This is a genomic window from Halalkalibacter lacteus (assembly GCF_036663595.1).
Taxonomy (GTDB): domain Bacteria; phylum Bacillota; class Bacilli; order Bacillales; family Bacillaceae_D; genus Halalkalibacter; species Halalkalibacter lacteus.
Genome location: NZ_JAWRVL010000045.1, coordinates 1 through 21,349 on the forward strand (window position 1 = coordinate 1; position 21,349 = coordinate 21,349).

General features: G+C 39.5%; 21 protein-coding genes. 16 read left to right on the plus strand and 5 right to left on the minus strand.

Annotation, left to right across the window (positions count from 1 at the left end; all coding sequences use genetic code 11):
- Nucleotides 1–299 precede the first annotated feature (299 nt).
- From SAZ04_RS20060 to SAZ04_RS20095, 8 genes are all read left to right on the plus strand, one after another.
- Complete coding sequence (locus SAZ04_RS20060; RefSeq protein WP_332698764.1) at nt 300–686, plus strand: undecaprenyl-diphosphate phosphatase; 387 nt, start codon at nt 300–302, stop codon at nt 684–686.
- 175 nt (nt 687–861) lie between these two features.
- Nucleotides 862–2,142: a hemolysin family protein gene (locus SAZ04_RS20065; RefSeq protein WP_332698767.1), complete on the plus strand. Its 1,281-nt coding sequence runs from the start codon at nt 862–864 to the stop codon at nt 2,140–2,142.
- A gap of 406 nt (nt 2,143–2,548) precedes the next feature.
- Nucleotides 2,549–2,806, plus strand: a complete 258-nt coding sequence (locus tag SAZ04_RS20070) for a hypothetical protein (protein ID WP_332698770.1) — start codon at nt 2,549–2,551, stop codon at nt 2,804–2,806.
- Nucleotides 2,807–3,447: 641 nt separating this feature from the next.
- Nucleotides 3,448–3,918: a hypothetical protein gene (locus SAZ04_RS20075; protein WP_332698774.1), complete on the plus strand. Its 471-nt coding sequence runs from the start codon at nt 3,448–3,450 to the stop codon at nt 3,916–3,918.
- Nucleotides 3,911–5,170 (plus strand): glutathionylspermidine synthase family protein, encoded by a 1,260-nt coding sequence (locus SAZ04_RS20080; protein ID WP_332698777.1) that lies wholly within the window; start codon nt 3,911–3,913, stop codon nt 5,168–5,170. Before SAZ04_RS20075 ends, SAZ04_RS20080 begins: the two co-directional genes overlap by 8 nt.
- Nucleotides 5,161–5,577 (plus strand): DUF350 domain-containing protein, encoded by a 417-nt coding sequence (locus SAZ04_RS20085; RefSeq protein ID WP_332698780.1) that lies wholly within the window; start codon nt 5,161–5,163, stop codon nt 5,575–5,577. Before SAZ04_RS20080 ends, SAZ04_RS20085 begins: the two co-directional genes overlap by 10 nt.
- Before the next feature lie 83 nt (nt 5,578–5,660).
- Nucleotides 5,661–6,908, plus strand: coding sequence for a glutathionylspermidine synthase family protein (locus tag SAZ04_RS20090; RefSeq protein ID WP_332698783.1), 1,248 nt, complete (start codon nt 5,661–5,663; stop codon nt 6,906–6,908).
- 70 nt (nt 6,909–6,978) lie between these two features.
- Nucleotides 6,979–7,998, plus strand: coding sequence for a potassium channel family protein (locus SAZ04_RS20095; RefSeq protein ID WP_332698786.1), 1,020 nt, complete (start codon nt 6,979–6,981; stop codon nt 7,996–7,998).
- Between the two features lie 166 nt (nt 7,999–8,164).
- Here the strand turns inward: SAZ04_RS20095 and SAZ04_RS20100 are convergent, their stop codons facing one another.
- On the minus strand, nt 8,165–9,163 hold the full coding sequence (locus SAZ04_RS20100) for a glycerophosphodiester phosphodiesterase family protein (protein WP_332698789.1): 999 nt from the start codon (nt 9,161–9,163) through the stop codon (nt 8,165–8,167).
- Between the two features lie 131 nt (nt 9,164–9,294).
- Here SAZ04_RS20100 and SAZ04_RS20105 point away from each other — a divergent pair, with 131 nt between their 5' ends.
- The 6 genes from SAZ04_RS20105 (at nt 9,295) to SAZ04_RS20130 (ending at nt 14,870) form a co-directional block, all read left to right on the plus strand.
- Nucleotides 9,295–10,017: an FHA domain-containing protein gene (locus tag SAZ04_RS20105; RefSeq protein ID WP_332698792.1), complete on the plus strand. Its 723-nt coding sequence runs from the start codon at nt 9,295–9,297 to the stop codon at nt 10,015–10,017.
- A gap of 531 nt (nt 10,018–10,548) precedes the next feature.
- Nucleotides 10,549–11,745, plus strand: a complete 1,197-nt coding sequence (locus tag SAZ04_RS20110; RefSeq protein WP_332698795.1) for a M20 metallopeptidase family protein — start codon at nt 10,549–10,551, stop codon at nt 11,743–11,745.
- 16 nt (nt 11,746–11,761) lie between these two features.
- Nucleotides 11,762–11,902 (plus strand): hypothetical protein, encoded by a 141-nt coding sequence (locus tag SAZ04_RS20115; protein ID WP_332698798.1) that lies wholly within the window; start codon nt 11,762–11,764, stop codon nt 11,900–11,902.
- 140 nt (nt 11,903–12,042) lie between these two features.
- Nucleotides 12,043–12,429 (plus strand): hypothetical protein, encoded by a 387-nt coding sequence (locus tag SAZ04_RS20120; RefSeq protein ID WP_332698801.1) that lies wholly within the window; start codon nt 12,043–12,045, stop codon nt 12,427–12,429.
- Complete coding sequence (locus SAZ04_RS20125; protein ID WP_332698804.1) at nt 12,419–12,904, plus strand: hypothetical protein; 486 nt, start codon at nt 12,419–12,421, stop codon at nt 12,902–12,904. Before SAZ04_RS20120 ends, SAZ04_RS20125 begins: the two co-directional genes overlap by 11 nt.
- A 1,216-nt stretch (nt 12,905–14,120) precedes the next feature.
- Complete coding sequence (locus SAZ04_RS20130) at nt 14,121–14,870, plus strand: DUF6843 domain-containing protein (protein ID WP_332698807.1); 750 nt, start codon at nt 14,121–14,123, stop codon at nt 14,868–14,870.
- A gap of 69 nt (nt 14,871–14,939) precedes the next feature.
- Here the strand turns inward: SAZ04_RS20130 and SAZ04_RS20135 are convergent, their stop codons facing one another.
- A complete protein-coding gene (locus SAZ04_RS20135; protein WP_332698810.1) occupies nt 14,940–15,629 on the minus strand; it encodes a class D sortase in 690 nt (229 codons plus the stop codon).
- Entirely contained in the window at nt 15,622–16,815 is a 1,194-nt protein-coding gene (locus SAZ04_RS20140; protein ID WP_332698813.1) for a processed acidic surface protein, read from the minus strand. Before SAZ04_RS20140 ends, SAZ04_RS20135 begins: the two co-directional genes overlap by 8 nt.
- A 129-nt stretch (nt 16,816–16,944) precedes the next feature.
- On the opposite strand from SAZ04_RS20140, the gene SAZ04_RS20145 reads away from it, so the two are divergent.
- Nucleotides 16,945–17,169, plus strand: a complete 225-nt coding sequence (locus SAZ04_RS20145; RefSeq protein ID WP_332698815.1) for a hypothetical protein — start codon at nt 16,945–16,947, stop codon at nt 17,167–17,169.
- Nucleotides 17,170–17,208: 39 nt separating this feature from the next.
- Here the strand turns inward: SAZ04_RS20145 and SAZ04_RS20150 are convergent, their stop codons facing one another.
- Nucleotides 17,209–18,876, minus strand: coding sequence for a S8 family peptidase (locus tag SAZ04_RS20150; RefSeq protein ID WP_332698818.1), 1,668 nt, complete (start codon nt 18,874–18,876; stop codon nt 17,209–17,211).
- A gap of 132 nt (nt 18,877–19,008) precedes the next feature.
- The gene (locus SAZ04_RS20155; RefSeq protein WP_332698821.1) at nt 19,009–20,040 is read right to left on the minus strand and encodes a C40 family peptidase; all 1,032 of its coding nucleotides are present in this window, start codon (nt 20,038–20,040) and stop codon (nt 19,009–19,011) included.
- A 345-nt stretch (nt 20,041–20,385) separates the two neighbouring features.
- Here SAZ04_RS20155 and SAZ04_RS20160 point away from each other — a divergent pair, with 345 nt between their 5' ends.
- A complete protein-coding gene (locus SAZ04_RS20160; protein WP_332698826.1) occupies nt 20,386–21,234 on the plus strand; it encodes a DUF6612 family protein in 849 nt (282 codons plus the stop codon).
- Nucleotides 21,235–21,349 lie beyond the last annotated feature (115 nt).

Here is a 21,349-nt window from a genome sequence, read left to right on the forward strand (position 1 = left end):
ATTGGATTTTAGAAAGAAAGATAAAGGCATAAGAGAAACCCCACTTGAAAAAGTGGGGTTTCTCAACAATCTGAGCAAAAGCGAGCTACTTGAGAGTAGCTCGCTTTTGCTTTAACCCATTCATTCGTATGACAACTTCCATCTATTCATAAACTAGATGGAAAACGTAGCAAGGGGATATTAAAGGGGAGTAGCTGTACAATAAAGTCGTCATTCTGGGATCAACAGTCCTCGGCTTTATTGGCAACATGTAACATGTTGTTAGCCAGACTTTTACCATTGGTAGAGGTCTTTTGTTTGTGTCTGGGTTCTTTGATTATATGCTAACAAAAAATCGCTCCTCAAAAAGTGATTTTCAATTCGGGATCTATCTTATCATTGCAACGATTCCAGCCGTTGTCATCGCCCTCCTGTTTGATGATTGGATCGCAAGTCAATTCAAGGACATTCATGTGATCGCGGTCACGCTCGTCATTACGGGACTGGCTCTTTGGTTTATTCGAAATTTAAAAGGGTGGAAAAAAGATCGTGATATCACGCTTAAGGAAGTCGTGGTTTATGAACATTATGAGAAGTGGAAAATTAATTTATTTTTCCTTGTATTGTTTCGCTGTAGGGGCTTTTGTTTTCTGGCTTCTATGATGTTTCATCTACAAAAAGATTTGAAACTTACAAGCAAAAGGTGAATGAACCTTGTATCAATGGCGTAATATTGTTAAGGAATGACGATCGGGATTAGTGATTTGATCCTTGGCGTGAGTGCTTATTTGCTAAGCTATTTCGAATTAAAAAAAAACGTAGCTAAAGTGAATGTTTCGTAATAAAATAATACTACTACTATAAATGGAGTGTGAAGTTTAGATGGACGATGTTCCCTCGAGTTTGATTGCGTTATTTTTTGTGCTACTATTTCTGTCTGCTTTTTTCTCGTCTGCTGAAACGGCCTTTTCAAGTGTGAATAAGATTCGCCTTAGAAATTACGAAGAGGAGGGGAGACGCGGAGCAAAGAAAGCTCTGAAAATAGCTGAGGACTTTGATACAACGCTGTCGACCTTATTGGTTGGGAATAACCTTGTAAACATTGCAGCAGCAACACTTTCGTCGCAAATTGCGATTCGACTATTTGGCCCTAGTCTTGGTGTGTTTATTAGTACATTTGTTGTCACAATTTTGGTTTTGATTTTTGGCGAAATTATCCCGAAATCGTTAGCGAAAGAGTATGCGGAAAGCTATGCGCTAAAAACGTCGGGAATACTATCCTTGTTGATACAAGTGTTGTATCCAGTGACTTGGGTTTTTCTACAAATTAAAAAGCTCGTTTCATTATTCATGAGAAACAAAGAAAATACACCATCCGTTACAGAACAAGAAATTAAAATGCTTGTTCAACTTAGTGAGGATGAAGGAGTTATCGGAAAAAGTGAAAAAGAAATGGTTCACCGTTCGTTAGAGTTTGATGACATTATCGTTCAAGAAATTTTAAAACCTCGCCCAGATATGATAACCGTAGAGTTGAATCAACCGATCTCTGAAATTAAGGATGTTTTCTTTGCAGAACATTTTTCACGAATTCCTGTATATGAAGGCAATGTAGATAATGTCATTGGTATTTTGTCAGAGCGTGATTTTCTAACAGCTTATATTCAAAAGGGTGAGAATGTTGACTTGACATCACTCCTTCGCCAACCTTTGTTTGTTGTAGAATCTATGAAAATCTCATCTTTGCTTCCTGAATTGCAGAAGCAGAAGGTTCATATGGCGATTGTCATTGATGAATTTGGCGGGACTTCTGGTTTGGTTACATTAGAAGACATATTAGAAGAGATCGTCGGTGAGATTTGGGATGAACATGATGTCAGTGTAAATCAAGTCAAGCAAGTCGGTCCTTCAAGTTATGTATTTAATGCGGATTATTCGATTGTTGATTTTGCCGAGTTTATTCATATAGATGTTCCAACGACAGCCAACCACACATTAGGTGGATGGTTAATAGAAGAATTCCAGCGTATTCCAAAAGTTGGAGAGGAGTTTTCTTATCAAGACCTTCATGTAAAAGTGATAAAGGCAGAAGAAAAGAGAGTTCGTCAAGTGCAGATTAAGATTAACAAAAAGCAAGCTGAAGTTGAACAACTAACTAGTTAATAGAAGTTTTACGAAAAGATGCCTTTTTCTTTTAGGATGTATAAGGCATTCGATTTTGTTTATTATTTCTAGTAAAGGCTCCTTTCGTAATGTAGTTCTGATTTGGTTGTCGAACCAAGTTAATCTACGATGTTACGAAAAGGAGCTTTTTTTGGGTGCCTAGCACGACCCATTTCTTCAATTTGTTCATGAAAAAAGTGACATTTGAATTATCGGAATATTGCATTATATATATTGTTAGATTTTCTCACGTAAACTCTTTTCAAATTTATATTTTCATATTATTCTTATAATTAATAAAACAGAAAAATAACAAGTTCTAGGTTTTACAATTCATAAATATAGTTTCTTTTTTAGGACAAACTAAATGATGTGAGATTATATACTCAAAGAGGAGTGATTAAAAATGTTGAAAGATATTATTAGAGGGTTTACGATTAAAAACTACTATTTAGCTGAAATTGATCAAGTTGGTAATGAAGTATATAGAAGTAGCATTAATAGATGGAGTTGGGATATTTATATTGCAGCTAATGAGAACAGTGAATATCAAGGAAAGGCGGTAGCTCCTGGAAAAGGGATTGAGGTTCCTTGGACTCCTTTAGGTGGACAAGACTATCTTGAAGAGATGATGGGAATGTGCCAACAGCAAATGACGAATTAATTCCATTGATTACTAAAAGGAGGTGGTGATGAAGGACTTTCTAAATCGATTTCTGTCTTATAGAGATTGTTCAAAAAGGAAAAAACCATCCCTTTTTGAACAACCTCTAAGCAATGAGCGGAGCGCTGCATGGTTTTGAGCCTTCTATGGGTAGTTTTCTCGTAGCAGGCGCGCAGCGTGTGGAGCCATTGCCGCCGTCTTTTTGGACACGTTCTTTTCATTAATCAGCTTTCCTGTTATGAAAAAGAGTCGCACTCAGTTGCGGCTCTTTTTCAATTGTGCTTACATGTAGCATAGCTCCTCCACCAAGATAGCTATACGAACATTGAATTAATCTATGCATGAAGTTGGTTAGTGGTTGTACGTTTAATGTGAGTATGGGTTGTGGATTTTTACCAATACAAACCCAAATGAGACCGTATTATACTCACGCATGATAAGGACAGGCGAGATGGTCATATTTCACTTTTCCGAGTGATAATATCGCAATAGGAAAATACATAGAAGAGAGTTTGGTTAAAACCTTTCATTGAGCGCCAAAATATTGATAAAATCAAATAGATGTGTTCACAAGGTTTGCCAATACAAAGAATGAAACCAATGGTAGGTAAGAACGTATAGAAATTGGAGGTGTTTTTAACATGAAGAAACCAAAAACCGATAAACTTCTAAAGGGCTTTCTCGGATCGAGTGTAGCGCTTTTCGGTTTAACGGCTTGTTCACCAGGTGCACAGGAAGAGTTATTTTCTGTACCGGCAGAGCCTGAGGGAGAATTTCAGCCTGAAACAGAACCACCTTCACCAGAGGAGGCAGATTGTGATACGTGGACGTGGGACGAAGAAGCACAAGGGTATCAATGTGTCGAGGAAGGCAATGAGAATCACGGTCATTACTATCATGGTGGAAGTTGGTTCCCGACGATTGCTGCTTTTATGGCAGGAAGAGCGATGGGAGGCGGCGGTGGAGGCGGTCAAGTTAGACAGCCAGCCACAAATCCTAGGACTGATCAAAATGTAAACCAACCAAGACAAGATAATAACCAACAAAGAAGTCCGGACCGAGCGACAAATCCGCGCTCAGGTATGGGTGGTGGTGGTATTTTTGGTGGATAATTACTATGATAAACGAAACCTATTCTATGAAACGATTCACGGCTTTTGGGACAGGTTGTATGGCGTTGAGTACGCCTTGTATGATTGTCTTGAAATCGAACGAGAGGACGTTTTCGACGTCAGGCAAGCAACAAAAGAGAGCTATGCGATTTATAAAAAGGTAAACGAGATTATTCGATTTGCGCCTGATGAATCACTGCTAGGTTTAGGATTTTCGGAAAAAGCATTGCCTTTTCTAAGGCTGTCGCTCTTGCCATATGAGACTGTTATTGGGCGCTTTGACTTTGTGAAAACAAAAGAAGGGTTAAAAATATTGGAGTTTAATTCGGATACTCCGACTTTTATTAGGGAGCTTTTTGATGTGAATGGTTTGGTGTGCAAGGAATACAAGCTAGAGAATCCAAATCAAAACGAAGCAGAATGGTTAGGAAAAGCGATTCGGAACAGCATCTTTCATTGTGCCCAAGCAATAGGGGTTACAGCTCACCCATATGTCGTTTTTACAGCACATGAAGAAGACATCGAAGACCGTGAAACGATGGTGTATTTGATGCATGTTGCCCAGATTAAAGGAGCGACGTTTGTTCCGTTGCGAGATATTCAGGTTGTATCTGCAGGTATTGAATGTGGAGTCTATGATACAAGTGGAAATAAAATCGATGTGTTGTATCGCCATACATATCCATTAGAAGCTCTTCTTGAGGATGTAACGGATGACCAATTTCCCATTGGAATTGAATTTATGAAATTGGTTGAGAAGAAAAAAGTTGGGTTGCTAAATCCAACCTCCGCTTTTTTAATGCAGAGCAAGGTGATAATGGCCCTAATCTGGGGGATGTATGAACACCGTCATCCGCTGTTGACCGAGCATGAGCTTGAGGTAATAGGACGTTATTTTTTGCCGACTTATTTAGATGAAGAGCCTTTTCTTGAGACGGGAGACCGTTATGTCTCAAAGCCTGCGTTTGGACGTGAAGGTGACACGGTTGTTGTGAAGCAAAACGGAAAAACAATATATTCTCAAAAAATGAAATCGTATGATCACTATGTTAAAGTCTATCAACAATATGTTGACCTACCAGTCGCAACCATTCGGACAGAGAATGGTTCTGCAAAAGCTCATTTGTTAATTGGAAGTTTTATTATTAATGAAAAACCGAGTGCATTTGGAATTCGTGCAGGAGCGCAAATTACCGATAATCTATCTTATTTCTTACCTTGTGGAGTGAAAGGAGCAAATGAATGGACATAACGTATTATTTACAAACGTTTGATCATTTTGTCATCTATCTTGCTGTGTCCCTCGTGTTGTTTTTGATTGGGACCTATATTTTTAAATTGCTAACACCTTATTCAGAGCGTGCACAAATTAAAAATGGAAATACGGCTGTAACGTTGAAATTACTTGGAAAAATGGCGGGTCTTGTTGTTGTCTTACAATCGGCGATTCGCAGTTCGATCAATTTAGTTGATTTAGCGATTTGGGCATTGATTGCCATTGTCATTCAAATCGTATTGCACTTAGTCATTGAATATGTCTTTACGCGCAATACGAGTTTAGCGAAAGAGGTTGAGAATGGGAATGTTGCAGTTGGCTTATTCTTAGGCGGGGTTTCCGTTTTAGTCGGAATGATTGTTGCAGCAACCATCAGCTATTAACACTGCATGGCCATGCAGTGACGTATGCAGCGTGCACTGTCTGAAAGTTGATTTGATATTAATCCTCTAAGGAGGGATTGTGGATGTTACCTTATCAATCGTTAACGGAGCCGTTTGAGTCGGAAACGTATTTGAAAAAGTGGCTTGAAGTAGAAAAGAAAGCTTCTGCAAAAGGCTTTACATGGGCCACGTTATATGAAAATTATGAAGACAACCAATACATGAGTGACTCATTATTAGTTGTTCCGCAGTCTTTGGTTACGGAAGTTGAAAATGCGTCTAGAGCTGTGAATGACATTTTTGTGAAAACGTATGAACAGCTTATGAAAGATCGATCGATGATTCATAAGTTAGGAATCTCTGTTTTTTTGTGGGACTTGTTACTAGCTGAAGGGAAGGCTGCGTTTTCATACTTTAGTCGCTATGATTTTATTGCGTCCGCACATGGATTAAAAGTCATTGAGGGAAACACTGATACGCCAGTTGGACTTGTCGAAGCAGCGATTGCACAAGACGTTTTATGCCAGGAGCATAACCGTGTGAATCCGAATGCACGGATGGCTGCAAACATCAAACAAGCGTGGAATCAAGTAATACGAGACTACGGCATCAGCAGTGGTGATACTCTTTATTTTACGAGTGCAGACTGGCATGATGAAGATAAGCAGACGGTGGAGTACTTGATGAGCTTGTATCCGCAGCAAGCAAAATACGTGCCGCTTGAAGAGCTTGTGGTCGCAGAAGAGAATGTGCAGACCCCTGAAGGCGAGCGAATTGACTATTTGTACAGGCTGTATCCACTTGAATACTTCTTGGATGAAAAGAGCGGGACGGGTGAGTTAATTGGTGAGCGGTTTATTGTCCATGTCCAGAATGAGAAAGTGAAGATCATTAATCCGCCGTCTGCTTTGTTGATGCAGTCAAAAGCCGTGATGGCGCTAATTTGGGAGATGAAGGATGAATGGTATACGCGGATTGAACAAGCAGCCATTGAAAAGTATTTCTTGCCAACGTTTTTTACTGCGCATCCACTGCACGATTCCTATGTGAAAAAGCCTGTGCTTGGCCGAGAAGGTGGCGGAATTCGAATCGTCTCAAATGGGACGGTATTAGAAGAGGATGTTGATTATTATCAAGACCAAACCGCCGTGTTTCAACAATATTTCCCAATGCCAGATCAAACGATTGACACGTGGGACGGGCCGTATACTGGTAAACTGTTGATTGGATCTCATGTGATTAATGGGGAGCCGAGTGGGTTGTTCTTTCGAGTAGGCGAACGGATTACAGGGAATTTATCGATGTTTGCAGGGTATACGGTGCAGAAGTAAAGTGGGGTCAGACCCCACTGCACTGCACTAAAGAGATGAAGAGGGGTCTGACCCCAAGGAGGTGAATGACATGCACTTTTTCTTGAAAATCAGTTTAGGTTTAATAAAGATGAGAAACCTGACATTATTTCTTACGACAGGAATCTTTATCCTCCTTAGTACGGTAATCATGTACGCATTGGAACCAGATAACTTTGAAAGTTTACTAAATACCTTCTATTTTGTCATGACAACCTTTACGACAGTCGGGTATGGCGATTATTCACCCGTGACGCTACCAGCGAAATTATACTCTGTTTTTATGTTTTTACTTGGAATCGGCTTACTTGGGGTTGTCATTGGGAAGATCGTTGATTCGTTTACGATTTTTCGCAAAATGAGAGAGGAAGGGAGGATGAGCTATATGAAAGAAAGCCATATTGTCATTAGTGGCTGGGGAAAGAAATCGGAATCAGCGATACAAGAAATCCTTGATTCGGACGCTGAGATAGAAGTTGTGATTATTGATACACTGCCGAAATCGCCCGTTGACTTTACGGAAAATCGGGTTCACTACATACAAGGAGATCCAACATCTGAAGAAACATTTGCAAAAGCAAATATTACAAAAGCCAATGCCGTAATTATCTTTGCCGATGACACCATTCAAGATCCTTCTTTGAAGGATGCAAAGACACTGCTTGTGGCGATCACAATTGAGCGCTTAGCTCCAACTGTCCATACAACAGTAGAAGTCATGGCTGAAAAAAACATCTCCAACTTCACTCATGTGAAAGTTGATGAGTTTATTTTGTCGCAGGAAACGATTTCAAGGCTCGCTGTACGCTCAGCTCTTTATAAAGGTGTCAGTCAAGTGTACTCACAGCTCATTAGCAGACAACATGGCGAGGACTTGTTTCAGCTTTCAAAAAAAGACGAGTGGATTACTTATAATGATGCGTTCCAATACTTACTCGTACAAGGAGCAACCTTGATAGCAGATCGAAATCACCTCGATATTAATCGAAGGTTGAATGAAACGATACCGGATGAGGCGGTGCTTTATATTATTTGCAATAAGGAGACGTATGAGAAATTAGTGAGTGCCTGAGCGTTGCTTCATTGGTAATAGGCAGTGCGGACATGAAATGTGCTTTATCGGACAATAAAAGAGGTTATACGGACTAGAAATAGCCCGGTTCCGACAATTATCGAAATGCGGGCTAATCCTTTATGGTAGTGAGGAAGAAGGCAACACTCACTTCGTTATCCTAATTTTACTGTTTAGTGCTGTTCTCATGAAACACAGGAGTAATTCGATCGATTCGATTTGTCCAAATTCCCCCTGAATAGCTAGTTGGCAATCGCTCTAAATCTTTAACTGAATCAAAGCCCTCGGACCAGCCACCATCACCTGCTACGACGATGACTCGCGTATCTTTTTTCTCCATCCGGTTCACAAATTTCTCTGGCCAGCCCCAGAGCCAAGGTCCGATAGTCTCAGGAATGTGCAATTGAGTATTCTCACATGAAGATGTGACGTAGCCTGTCCAACCACTTGCAAGATAGGGGGTCAGACAGCTTTTCATCGTTGCTTTTGACATGATTCGAAGCTCTGGTAGGTGTTTCTTTAAGATCGCAATTGGCTCATCTCCACCGTAAACGGCGACATGACGCAAACGTTCTTCTGGCACGTTTTTTAAATAATCGGCAAGCAATTCTCCCTCATTGGGGTCGTCACTTTTAATATGGATAAGAAACGCCGGTTCTGAAAAGGAATCAAATACGTCATCAAGCGAAGGCATCAGGCCGATTCCTTCGCCACGAAAAGGATAGGTAAGCCCGTTATCAGCTGTATAGCCATAGCCAATGTCGAGTTGTTTCAACTCATCCATTGATTTCTCTCGTGTCACACCTGCTCCATCGGTGCGACACTCAAGCGTCCAATCATGGAACACCGCGAATTGGTTGTCTGAAGTCAGGTGAATATCAAGCTCGACCATGTCAGCGCCAGCAGCGAAGGCCGCTTCCATCGACGGGATCGTATTTTCTAAGTAAGGGTGTTCTGGTTCGAAAATCCTCTCAGCTGTACACGTGTCCCCGGTTATGTTTTCCATGCTAAACGTTTGTCCAAGGCCGCGGTGGGCAAGGAGGAGAGGTTCTTTGTCTTCTTGCTTAGCAAAAAGTGAGCTGTTATTAACATACATAAATAAAATAAGCGCTAAAAGAAACGCTGCGTATACAAATCTATTTTTATAAAATATTCGCTTTATCATTATGTCCTCCAATGAATCTTGTAAACCTATTTTCTACATTATTAGTGAAATCTTTACCTTATTACAATAGTTATGACATAATAATTGAATGATAGAAAAATGATAGTGGACAGGAATAAGGGGCGAGGAAATTGAATGTACCTGCTTATTTACTTGTAGAACGTGGGACACCCTTTGAAGAAGGGGCGATGATCCCATTAAAAAAACGAGAATTGATGATAGGGAGAAAAAGCAACGAATGGGTGCCGGATGTCTCCTTTCATAATATCTATGTATCTAGAAAACACGCTTCTATTTATACGAAAAATGGGAATTTTTTTGTGACGGATGCAGACAGCAAGCATGGCACGTTTGTCAATAATCAGCGTCTTCAACCGAATCAGGCAACGTTGCTGCGTAATGGAGATAAACTTGCGCTTGCGAACAATCTCATTCTTCTTTCTTTTTCATCGACCAATTTGGATGAAACCGTCGATGTCGCTCCTATGATGAAAGATGTCGCAAACAGAGAGAGGAAGGATGTTCGCTTAGATCCCTTTCAACAAGAAGTCATTATAAAGAATAGCAGATATGTTTTTTCAGAGAAAGAATATAAATGCATCGAGCTCCTTATTCAAAACGAGCAACAATTTGTTTCGAAAGAAGAAGTGAAGGAGTACGTTTGGTCAGAAAGAATCCATTGTGATGAGCAAATTCCCGATGTGAGCGCAGAAGAAGTAAATGCGCTTATGTATCGAATTCGGAAAAAAACGGGAGAGGAAATTTCCATAAAAAGCATTCGAGGAAAAGGGTTTATTTTGTCATTGGAAAATGAAGAATATGAATCTCTCGGCGGTAAACCAGTAGATGGGTAAAGCGATTGTTCAAAAGCGTCGTTCTTATTACCTTATTTAACAAACTCGAAGCAATGAGCGTAGCCACTGCCATTCCTTTTTTGAACACGCTAGTAACATGAGCAATTAATAAGAAGAGCAGTCTGACATGAATGAGACTGCTCTTTTTATGTTCCTGTTAGATTATTTACGGAAACATTTTGGAGATTTCTCTAAAATGAATTGGAGTGAATTTTGAATTGTGCTACTATTCTATTTAAAATAATAAACAAGGATAATGTCCGTAAAAATAAAAAAATGGATCGTGAACCATGGCGTTGAATACAAATTAAAAGAAAGTACCGAAGAAATCAGGTTTCTTCTATGAAAACATTCGATTGAGTTGAAAGTGTGTGGAATAAGTTCCAGAGAAAAATTAATTGAACCACGGCTAGGCACTGTGATTCTAGTTATGGTGAAATTTTCTAGAAAAACCACAAGGAAACGGTCGTTGAGCATTCAACGCCTATCTCCTATTAGTAGATGAAAGAGAAAAAGGGAGATGGAACCGCGATGGGAAATTTACAATTTCAAGGTAGAGGGATCGAGATTGAAACACAAGTGACGGACTTGCGAAGACAGTTTCATAGCTATCCAGAGGTAAGTCATGAAGAAGTAAAAACATCTAAGCAAATTCAGAGCTACTTAAAAGAAGCAGGAATTGAATACTATACAGGATTTGGAGGAAATGGTGTTCTTGGTGTTGTAAAAGGAGAAAAACCTGGAGGAACAGTTGCATTACGCGCGGATATGGATGCTCTTCCAATTGAAGAAGAAAATGATGTCAAGTATCGCTCAAAGGTCGAAGGAGTCATGCATGCATGTGGACATGATGCCCATACGGCGATGTTAGTTGCTACAGGATTGCTCCTTCATAAGTATAAAAAAGAATTAGCTGGTACGGTTTTGCTCGTCTTTCAACCAGCCGAGGAGGATGCGCCAATTGGCGGGGCAAAGGCGATGATGGAGAATGGCTTGTTTGATAAGTATGAGCCGGATGTAATCTTTGCTCAACATGTGTGGCCTGATTTACCAGTTGGAAAAATTGGGATTCTCCCAGGACCAATGATGGGGAATTCCGACAGAATGAAAATCGAGATAAAAGGTGCTGGTGGTCATGCGAGCATGCCTCATCAAACAACGGATGCAATCATTGTGACTAATCAAATTATTGGTGCGCTTCAAACGATTATTAGTCGCAATGTCGATCCGCTTGAATCTGCTGTGATTACAATTGGGCGGATTGAAGGAGGAAGTCGTTATAATGTCATTGCAGACAAAGTGACAATTGAAGGGACCGTACGTACCTATAAAGTTGAAGTTAAACAGCGTGTAAAAGACAATATCTTCAATTTGGTGCAAGGCATTGCCCAGTCAATGGGGGCCAAAGCCGAAATAGAATATTTAGATGGATATTTATCAACAGTCAATACGGAAGAATGGGCAGGAAAAGTGAAGGAAGTAGCGCAACAGTTGTTAGGAGAGGAGGCGACTCCAGAAGTAAATCCGAGTTTAGGTGGAGAAGACTTCGGACGGTTTCTCTTGCATTATCCTGGTGCATATTTCTGGTTAGGTACTGCCATTGCAACGCGTGATGTTCAAAAACCATTGCATGATCCACAATTTGATATTGATGAAAAGGCACTTGTCATAGGGGTTGAATTAATGGCTCAGTTAGCAAGTAGTGCATTAGAAAAATTGAACAAGTAAGATAGGGAAAAGATCGATGGCTTTATCTTCTAAGTATGACGGCACGATGCATGCCTGTCCATATGATGCGACGATTTACGGTGAGGAACAGTCCGGAGCAAGAGGACGTACACGCAAGGGATATGAATTGCAAAGAGAAATATCATTCGGAAGGTGACTCAAAAGGTGAAAACCGACCTTTTGAGTCACCTTTTCAACGTTTGTAGTATTTACACATTTTTTATCGAATTTTCATTACGATCAGTGTTATAATAAAAGTTGTAAGATACTAGATTCGTAGTAAGGGAGGATCATAATATGATGGAATGGGCGTTAGCCATTTTGTTTGGTGCAGCAGCGATGTTGCTCATTTTGTCGTTTTATAAAACTAGACAAGAATCAAAAGCAGGGAAACGTGAAATGGAAGAGTTTTCGATTTCCATTATGAAAGAAGTACAGGAACTGCAAAAGCAACTGCGCAACTTTGAGCTTGATGCGGAAGTTCAATCAACAGAAGAAGGAAAAAAGGCGGGTTCTGCGAAGCAACGACTTTTGTTGCGTGAAGTGCTCGATTTGCATAAGCGTGGCTACTCATTTGAAGGGATCGCAGCGGAAACAAAGCTAACTGAAAATGAGGTAAAGCTCTTGCTTGCTCCATACATGGAACAAAAGGGTGAAAGGAGACGAGTTGCCAATGAAAGCTAACTCGATCCGTAGCTTTGCATTCGGATTAATCGTAGCAGCGGGTGTATGTGGTGGTGTCTACTTGTTGGGACCTAGTGAAACAGCTAGTACTCATGCCGCAGAAAAATTGTCTGTTGAAGAGATGAAAAGCATGCTAGCGACGGAAGGCTACGTTATCCAAACAGAAGAAGAGTGGCAAATACAACTTGCAACGATTGAAGAAGCAGAAGCCGTTGAAGAAATAGAAGAGGCTGAAGAAACAGAAGAAGAGAAAGAGGTAGAAGAGAAAATTATCTACCGTACGATGCTGACTGTCTCACCAGGCATGACAAGCATTGATGTTGGGAAAGCACTTGTGCGTGCCCACATCATTGATAGTGCAATGGAGTTTTATAATGAAGTCGAAAAGCGTGGTTTAGCAAATGAATTACGCCCAGGTACGTTTGATGTAGAAAGTGCGATGACACTTGAAGAAGTGATCGCAACTATTTTCTAGTGCTAAACACCGCCCGAAATTGAATGAAAGTTCCTCTAGTACTGAACCTACTGGAGGAACTTTTTTCTCTTATAAAGATAAGTATGAATTAAATTAGAGTGAATTCAATGAAGCATGAAAGCCCATTCTAGGATGGCAATGGCTCCATACGCTGCGCGTTGAACGACAAGAACCACACTTATCGTTCAACTTTAAAATGACGGCGTGGCCGTCTTTCCTAGATTAAATAAACGACAGCTCCTACCCAATGACAAGAAGACGAAAACGAATTGTTATTCTGGATAAAGGTGATCCATTTCAGACTTTTATCAAAGAGGTAGCCTTTCGTATCAACCAAGCCTACAATCTTACAAGTCTTACTAAATAACGTGTTCATCGGTTTGCTCCTTTCGTTTTTTTTGTAGTGTGCTTCAAAAGGTAGGGATTATACACCTGATTTGGATAAATATATCCAAAATGTAAAAGGTGACATTAACGAAGAAAAGAAGTGTACAAAAATGGATTAGAACAGAGGGCACTGAAAAAGTCCATCGAGGAAGCGGCAATGGCTCCGCACGTTGCGCGCCTGCTATGAGAAACCCACTCATAGCGGGCTTTAAAACAAGGCAACGGCTACTCTCATTGCTTAAAGGCCACTGAAAAAGGTAAAAAGCAACCTTTTTCAGTGGCCTCTTAGAACAATCTTTTTAGAGAATAGTGTTCATCAAGTCCGAAATCAAGACATACGATAGCGTATAAACAGCAGTCCATTTGCCTAGAATCCATAAAAAAGGAGGAATGGGATATGGAGAGAGATGGAAACGTGTTAGTCGGTATGTTTTGGGGAACAGTGTTGAGTGTTCCGTTATGGATGTCGATAATTGGGTGGGGCAAGTTAGTTCATAGACTTTTGACGAAGCAGTAGGGTGTTGGTTTGAAGAGATAAAATATAGATAGAAGACTCGTGAAAGTGGCAGTTGATGTCACTTTTTTATTATGAGCAGGTAAAATGGAAGCAGCAGGTAAGAGTATTCTAGTACAGAATTCATATAAATTGGTATGGGGAATGATTTAGAAAAAAGAATAGTTTATACTAGTAGTAGAGTTTGATGATGAACCACTATCAGAGGAAGTTGAAGAGAGTGCAAATGAGATAGACAATATAATAACTTCCATTTTTCGTTCATTGATAAAGCAATGGACTTTTTTAATTGAATGGAAAGGAGAAAGTTAGGAAATGATGAAACTTATAAAAGTTCTAATTGGTTCTCTCATGCTGTCAGTGATCATAGCTGTCAGTATGGCAACGGTTGGTTTGATGCGACATTCTGAAAATGAGCCAGGTGTGTATTCTTTTTCATTTTCAGAGATTCTTATTTTTGCATTGTATTACATCACACCGACCATTCTTATTATTACAACCATTGCGATTGTTGTGTATATAATGATGGGCAAATTCAAAAGGGCGTCTCGCTTGGTAAGAGTGATTGCAGCAGTTGTTGTTGCGGGCGGAATAGTCTGTCTATCTATTTATTTGTTCACTAAAACTGATGAGACGAACGGGGTGTACCTCATTCCTGAAGGATATGAGGGAGATGTGTTCGTTTTTTACAATGTTCCGGGAGCGCCTCCTGTTGAAGTTGAAAACGATTATTTCGTGCATGAGATTCATGAGGATGGCTATTTCGTGACATCAACACGGGATATGAGGCATGGGATTGTAACGGATCAATACTATTATGTTGATGAAAACGGAAATCGAACAGCCGTTGATAATCAATGCATTTATCTGTTTCCAACTGGTGGTTATTCAGACTATCCAGAGACTGGCGAAGGGATAACAGATTTGTATTATTCGGGGTTTGAAGTTACAGCGGATGGATGTGGACAAGAATTTATGGCTGGGGAGCATAGGCGGGAGTCAGCTGATTTTGACGGGGTAATACAGGAGGTAGTTAGGGAGTATTTTAATCGTGAGCGTGAATGAGAGAGCAACTTGAGAAAAGCGGCTGTCTATGTTTTTTAAAGACAGCCGACCTGTTTCATGATCATTATTTCATAAGTCCTTACTTCTCTTCTCCTGCCCCTTTAATTCCGCAACCAGCACATAACGCTCCGGAGCAGCTCCAACAAAGTTGAACGGATAACAAGTCGAGACCGTTAACGTTGCTTTCGGTTTAGGAACAATAACCGTACGATCGTCTTCGTCGACAATACGGACTCTTTTGACCTTATACGTAAATTCCCCCGCAGCGGTTGTCACGATCAACAAATCATTTTCTCCGACATCCCCTAATTGCCGAAAGACGGTATCGCGATGTCCTGATAAGACAGCATTATCATTCTCGCCTGGCAAGACGCTTCCAGCAAAGTGGCCGACGCCTTTTTCTAACTCGTCTTCATTTGTTCCGTGATAGATCGGCAAAGTTGCATCCAACTTTGGGATGTACAGTTCGCCCATTAAATCGCCAATTTCAGGGTGAAGTGGGTAATTAGAAGGCGGTTTTTCCTCTGCCGACTCGACTTCCTCTTGTTCGTCTGTTTTCGCTTCCTCATCTTCGAAAGGAACATCAGTTGATACGACTACTTCCGTTGTAATCTGAGCCGTTTTAAACAACAAATACCCCTTCAGAAATTTAAACGCATTGGTACTTGAAAATAAAAGGCCTCCTACGATCATTACGCAACATAAGGAAAGAAGAATGAATGGCTTCATTCTTCTTTTTTTGTTTCGAGCTTTACGCATTTTTCACTTTAAAACGACGATAGATGGCAAAGCCTGCTGCAGTTAAAGCGAGACCAGCAGCAGTGTTCGCTAAATAGTCAGAAGCCGTCTTTGGAAGCTTCGCGCCTTTTTGCGTTTTCGTTACTGGCTTTGATTCAATTGGCTTTGATTCAATTAGCTTTTTCGTCGTCGTTTTTTCTACGATAACTTCTTCAACTTTTTTAATGTCTTTGCCTGTCTCGGTAATAATCTCTGATCCAAGCATGTCAGCTGTGAAGAACAAATCAGCTAGGAAGTCGCCTTGCTTGTTGTAAAGTTCAAGGAATAGATCGTAGCCATCAGTACTTGTCATCGTCATAAGAGTTGCGATAGTGATAGGCTTTTTCTCGTCATCTTTGACTAGATAGAATTTCACGTCCATTTCAAATAAATCGAGAAGCTGGGTGAAGATGTCTAGTAAGTCAGCAATTTGCTCTGGTGTTAATTCAGATGCTTCGTCAAAGTCTTCAAACGCCATTAAACGCCATGACAGCTCGTCTAACTTATCTAAAAACGCTTGGTTTTCGAAATCAAGCGCAAGAAAGTGATCAAAGAGCCTTTCTAGTTCATCTGATGTTAAGCCAAGTTGGTCAAAGAGGTCATCGATATCGGAAAAATCAATCTCCTCGTCAGCATAATAAAGATAATACTCAATCGACCATTCAAGGTCTTCTATATGCTCATAAAAATCAAGAGTATCACCATGCTCAGCTAATAAGGCATGAAGCTCGTCCAAGGTTAAATCGTACATGTCTAGTAATTGTTGTAAATTTTCTTCCGTAATCGGTGTTAGATTGTAGTAAAACAGATCGATATCAAGGTCATCATAAAAGATATAGACGTCAAAAATCGTTTGTCCTTCTTCTAATTCCCCGTTTTCGATAAGAAGTTGAGTGGCTTCTTCTAATGTGAGTTCATACTCTTCTAGCAACTCAAGTAAATTTCCATCTGTAAGAATAGGGCCTAAAAAATTACTAAGTTCTTCCATGTCTTCAAAATCTTCAAGTGCCCAATCATAAAAATCAAGATATTCTTCTAAATCTGTTTGGGTCAAACCGGTTCCGTCTAGAAAATTTTTAAGATCTGTTTCAGATGGTGCTGCATAACTAAAAGAAGGTGATAACAGAAGACCTAAACCAAATAACAAGGACATGAACAACCCTTTCACATAACATTCCTCCTGAAGTAATTTAATAAATTCTAGAATATTATAATCTTGAAATTGGGAAATTGATAGATTTATTTTTTAAAAAAAATAAATTTTTTCTGCACTGTATTTCTTGGTAGTGCTTAGAAAATGGGAGTGAATGTAGTCTCTTTTTTACCAATTTTTAAAATCATGATTAACAGAATGAAATACCCTTTTATTCACACAATTGAAGCGGTTATTAGTGATGAAGGGAAAGTTACTCAGTTTACAAAGTTAGAAGAACAAACAAAAAATGCGAAAGTACAAGCGAAGGAATTGCTAGAAAAGATCAGAAAGAAGAATCGATCATCCGACAGGTGTCAGGCACCGTAAAAAGGCTGTCTCAAATTTCTGAGACAGCCTTACTGCAAGTTATAACCTTAAACCCTCATTCAATAATCTTGCCATGATCGCAGCAAACTGCGTTCTTGTTAAAGGGTCACTTGGTCTAAATGTTCCATCAGAGAATCCCCCGACAACCCCTAGTTCAACTAAGAGTGGAATGGCTTCTGCACCGGTAGTCTTATCATTAACGTCAGGAAAAACATTTTCATATTCTCGTTCTAAATTATATGCATTTCCGATAATCTTTGCCATTTGCCCTCTTGTAATCGGAGCATTAGGACGAAATGTTCCATCAGAGAATCCACTAAGTATATTTCTCTCAGTAGCTCTTGCAATATACCCAGAGGCAAAGTAGTCCGACTTCACATCTGAATAACCTGTTTCGGATTTTGGAGCATTCCAAATTAAAGATCGTCCAATCATCGCAACAGCTTGCCCACGACGAACACTGTCTTTAGGTTTGAAGTACTGATTATCATCATAGCCTGTAATGATATTTCGTGAAAATAAATAGTTAATATGTTCAGCAAAACTAGCCTGTGGATTTACATCTTTAAACGAATGAACGGGAACATCGCCTGTTGACTGTTTAATAGGCGGTTGAACAAGGCCAAATCCGTACTTTTGGTCACGTCCTTTCGATCCTAGATCAAGTGCGCTTGTTTGAACCATTCTTCTTATTTCTAAATTAGAGGCACTTGGAAATGCTTCTTTATATAGAGCCAATACACCTGTTACAAATGGAGTAGACATGGATGTACCACTGTCATTTTGAAATCCGTTGTTAAGATACGTGCTATAGATTTTCACTCCTGGTGCTGTTAATTCAATCGCAGAACCAGAAGCTGAGAATCTAGCAAGGTTGTTATTTTGGTCGACTGCAGAAACAGCAATGACACTTCCATAGCGTGCAGGATACTGTACGTTCATTGGCGTATCATAGTTGTTCTTTTTGTTACCAGCTGCACCAACGATTAACACACCTCGTTCATGAGCTTGATCAACAGCAGCTTTTAAAGCAGTTGAAGGATTATCTGTTCCTAAGCTGAGATTAATAATATCTACGCCTTGTTTGACAGCCCATTCAATTCCTTTTATCGTATCCATTAAATCCCCATAACCATTCTTATCCAAAGTCTTTACAGCGTATAATTCGATGCCTTGAGCAACACCTGAAGCTTCGGAAGCTGTTGAGGCTATAATTCCAGCAGTATGCGTTCCATGACCAAAGTCATCGTTATAGTTAGAGCTTTCCGCTCCTTTTTCAAAGTTTCTCCCCCCTGCTACGTTAAGAGAGGTATGACTGGTAGAAATGCCACTATCAACGATCGCTACTTTTACGCCTTTACCTGTATAGCCTGATTCCCAAGATTTTGGAATATTTAAATGATCAATGCCCCAGTTTTTGTTGGAAGAAGCAACAGAAATAATTTGTGCGTTTTCTTCTACTGTAAAATTAGCGGCGGCCTGAGCTGAAAGAACTGATATTTTGTCGACATCAGAATCAATACTACGGACAACAACACCTGGGAACAGCTCAAATTGTTCTACAATTTCATATCCTAACTCTTCTAAGAGAGATTCATTGACTTCCTCTTCAAATGTAATAATGAATTCGTCTTGATTTTCGTTATGATCCATTCCTAGTAAAAGGAAGAAACTTAAGAGTAGAATAAGAGAATGTTGTAACTTCATTTACTCACCACTTTCAATAGAGTGATCTAGCACTTTTACTATCATAACTAAAATTACAAGAAATTTGAAGTGAAGAAAATACTAAATAAAAAAATGATAGGTTTTTGAAACCTATCATCATTTTAAAACGTCTTATTCATATAGAGCACGATACAAGAAAATAGCTAGTTGAAGTCTCGTTGTTGCGTTATTTGGTCTATAAGTATTATCACTATGACCAGTAGTAATTCCACTTGCTGCTAAGCGTTGAATGGAATCATACGCACCGAGAGAGGAATTAATATCAGAAAAGTTGGTTGCCGATACAGCATCAGGTAAATCGAAAGCTCGATCGAACACAACTGCAATGTGAGCTCGTGTAAAAGGATCTCCAGGTCGGAAGTTACCATCTACATCCCCTTTAAATAGGCCTGCATCTACGACGGCTTGAATTTCTTCATAGCCACTTGTATTTTTATTTATATCATTAAATTTACCAGAGTAATTGGTAGGCTTTAAATTTAATGCACGGGCTAGCAATTGAGCCACTTGCGCTCTCGTAATTGAATTATCAGGTCTATATGTATAATCACTGTATCCATTAATAACACCTGCTTCTCCTAATGTTTTAATCAATGCATATGAACTAGAGTTAGAAGAAACGTCATGGTATTGTCCTGCCGGTAAAGACTTTGGCTCTGGTTTTGGTTCCGGTTTTGGTGTAGCAGCTTGTTGATTTTCAAGCACTCGTTTAGCTCCAAGGTACCGCGGACCCCAGTAATAAGGATCATTAATGGAAGAAGTACTCACTCCATTGGACGAAGATGCATGTACAAATTGATTGTTTCCTATGTATATACCAGAGTGTGAAGCACCTGGTTTATACGTTTCAAAAAACACAAGATCTCCAGGACGTAAGTTAGACTTTGAAACAGATTGACCTACACGGTATTGTTCTGCAGTTGTACGTGGAAGGCTAATTCCAGCCTGATTAAAGGCATAACGCATAAATCCAGAACAATCAAATCCACTTGGTGTTGTTCCTCCCCATACATAAGGAGTTCCAATTTGGGATTTCGCTACTGATATGACTTTATTTGCGGTTGAAGCACTTGCTTGATAGCTTGAGAAGAAGGCTATAACCAATGTAAATACCAGGAAAGACGACAAAATTTTCTTACACAAGAAGATCACTCCTACTATAATTTTAAATGTAATGTTTAAATCTAACAAATTTCGGGTAAGCACTTTGATAGTTTACCATAATTCGCTAATTTTTTATGTTACAATTAAGTAACAGAGTGGCTTTTTGTCGAAATGTAAGTGTGGATATGTGTAATTTGTTGAAAAAATATATTTTTAAAAGATAAATATGAAATTTTGAGAGAATATAAGAAAGATAAGAAAAGACCGCTATGCGTTTTTTTCTTAAATGAGAACTTGTTTTAGGTAGAGGTCGTTATGTAAAATAGAAAGGTGATTGATCAAACCAAAGCATACGTGTCGCGGTGTATAGTAGGAGAGATAGAAATGGGTAGAAAAATGTTAGCCATAGCGATTGTTTCGCTTATGCTTGTTTTAGCTGGTTGTGGCGAAGAATTGTCGCCTGAAGAAGTGTATGATAATGGAATTTCCTCTATGGAAAAATTAGATATGGCTTCCTTATCAAGAACACAAACTTTAAGAGCTCAACAAGAATCATTTAGAACTTCGATGGATGTTGATGTGCAATTTTCACCATTGGAAATGTATGGAACGGTCGAGATGACATTGTTAAATTTAAAAGATCCACTCCTTTTTTTCTTATATGTAGATGACGACGAGTGGTTAACGAAGCCTGATCGTGATGGGGCGGATTGGGAAGCAATTCCTCGTGAAGAGTTACAAGATCTAGTCTTGGAAGAACCAGCGTCTCTCTTAAACGTTTTTAAACCATATCAAAATGAATTTCTGATGAAGGATGTAGAAGTTGTCTATACCGAGGATGGAGAAGAAGTTGATTTGATAGAAGAGGATGTAGAAGTAGAAGAAGTGGCTGTGGATGAAGCGGAAGAAGTTAGCATTTCGGCTTATGAAGTATCCTTTCGAGGTTCCGACGAAAAATACAAGCCGCTTGTCCGTCAGCATTTAGAACAAATGAACTTAATGGATCTGCAAGGGGTAGATCTAGATGCTGTTATGGAAACAGTTGAAATAGAACGAATTGATATGACGGCTCAGATTGAAAAGGAAACGTTTGATGTTCATCGTTTTCAAACGAGATTCCGATACTTAGTTGAGGTGCTAGATGAATATCGTGTCATCGATGAATCGGTGATCTTTCGTTTAAATAATCATAATGAAGAGATTGACTTTAAACAATTACGAGAACAGCAATAAATCGCTGTAGAAAAAAAGAGCTAAATCCTATGGATTTAGCTCAGATTGTTGAGAAACCCCACTTTTTCAAGTGGGGTTTCTCTTATGCCTTTATCTTTCTTTCTAAAATCCAATA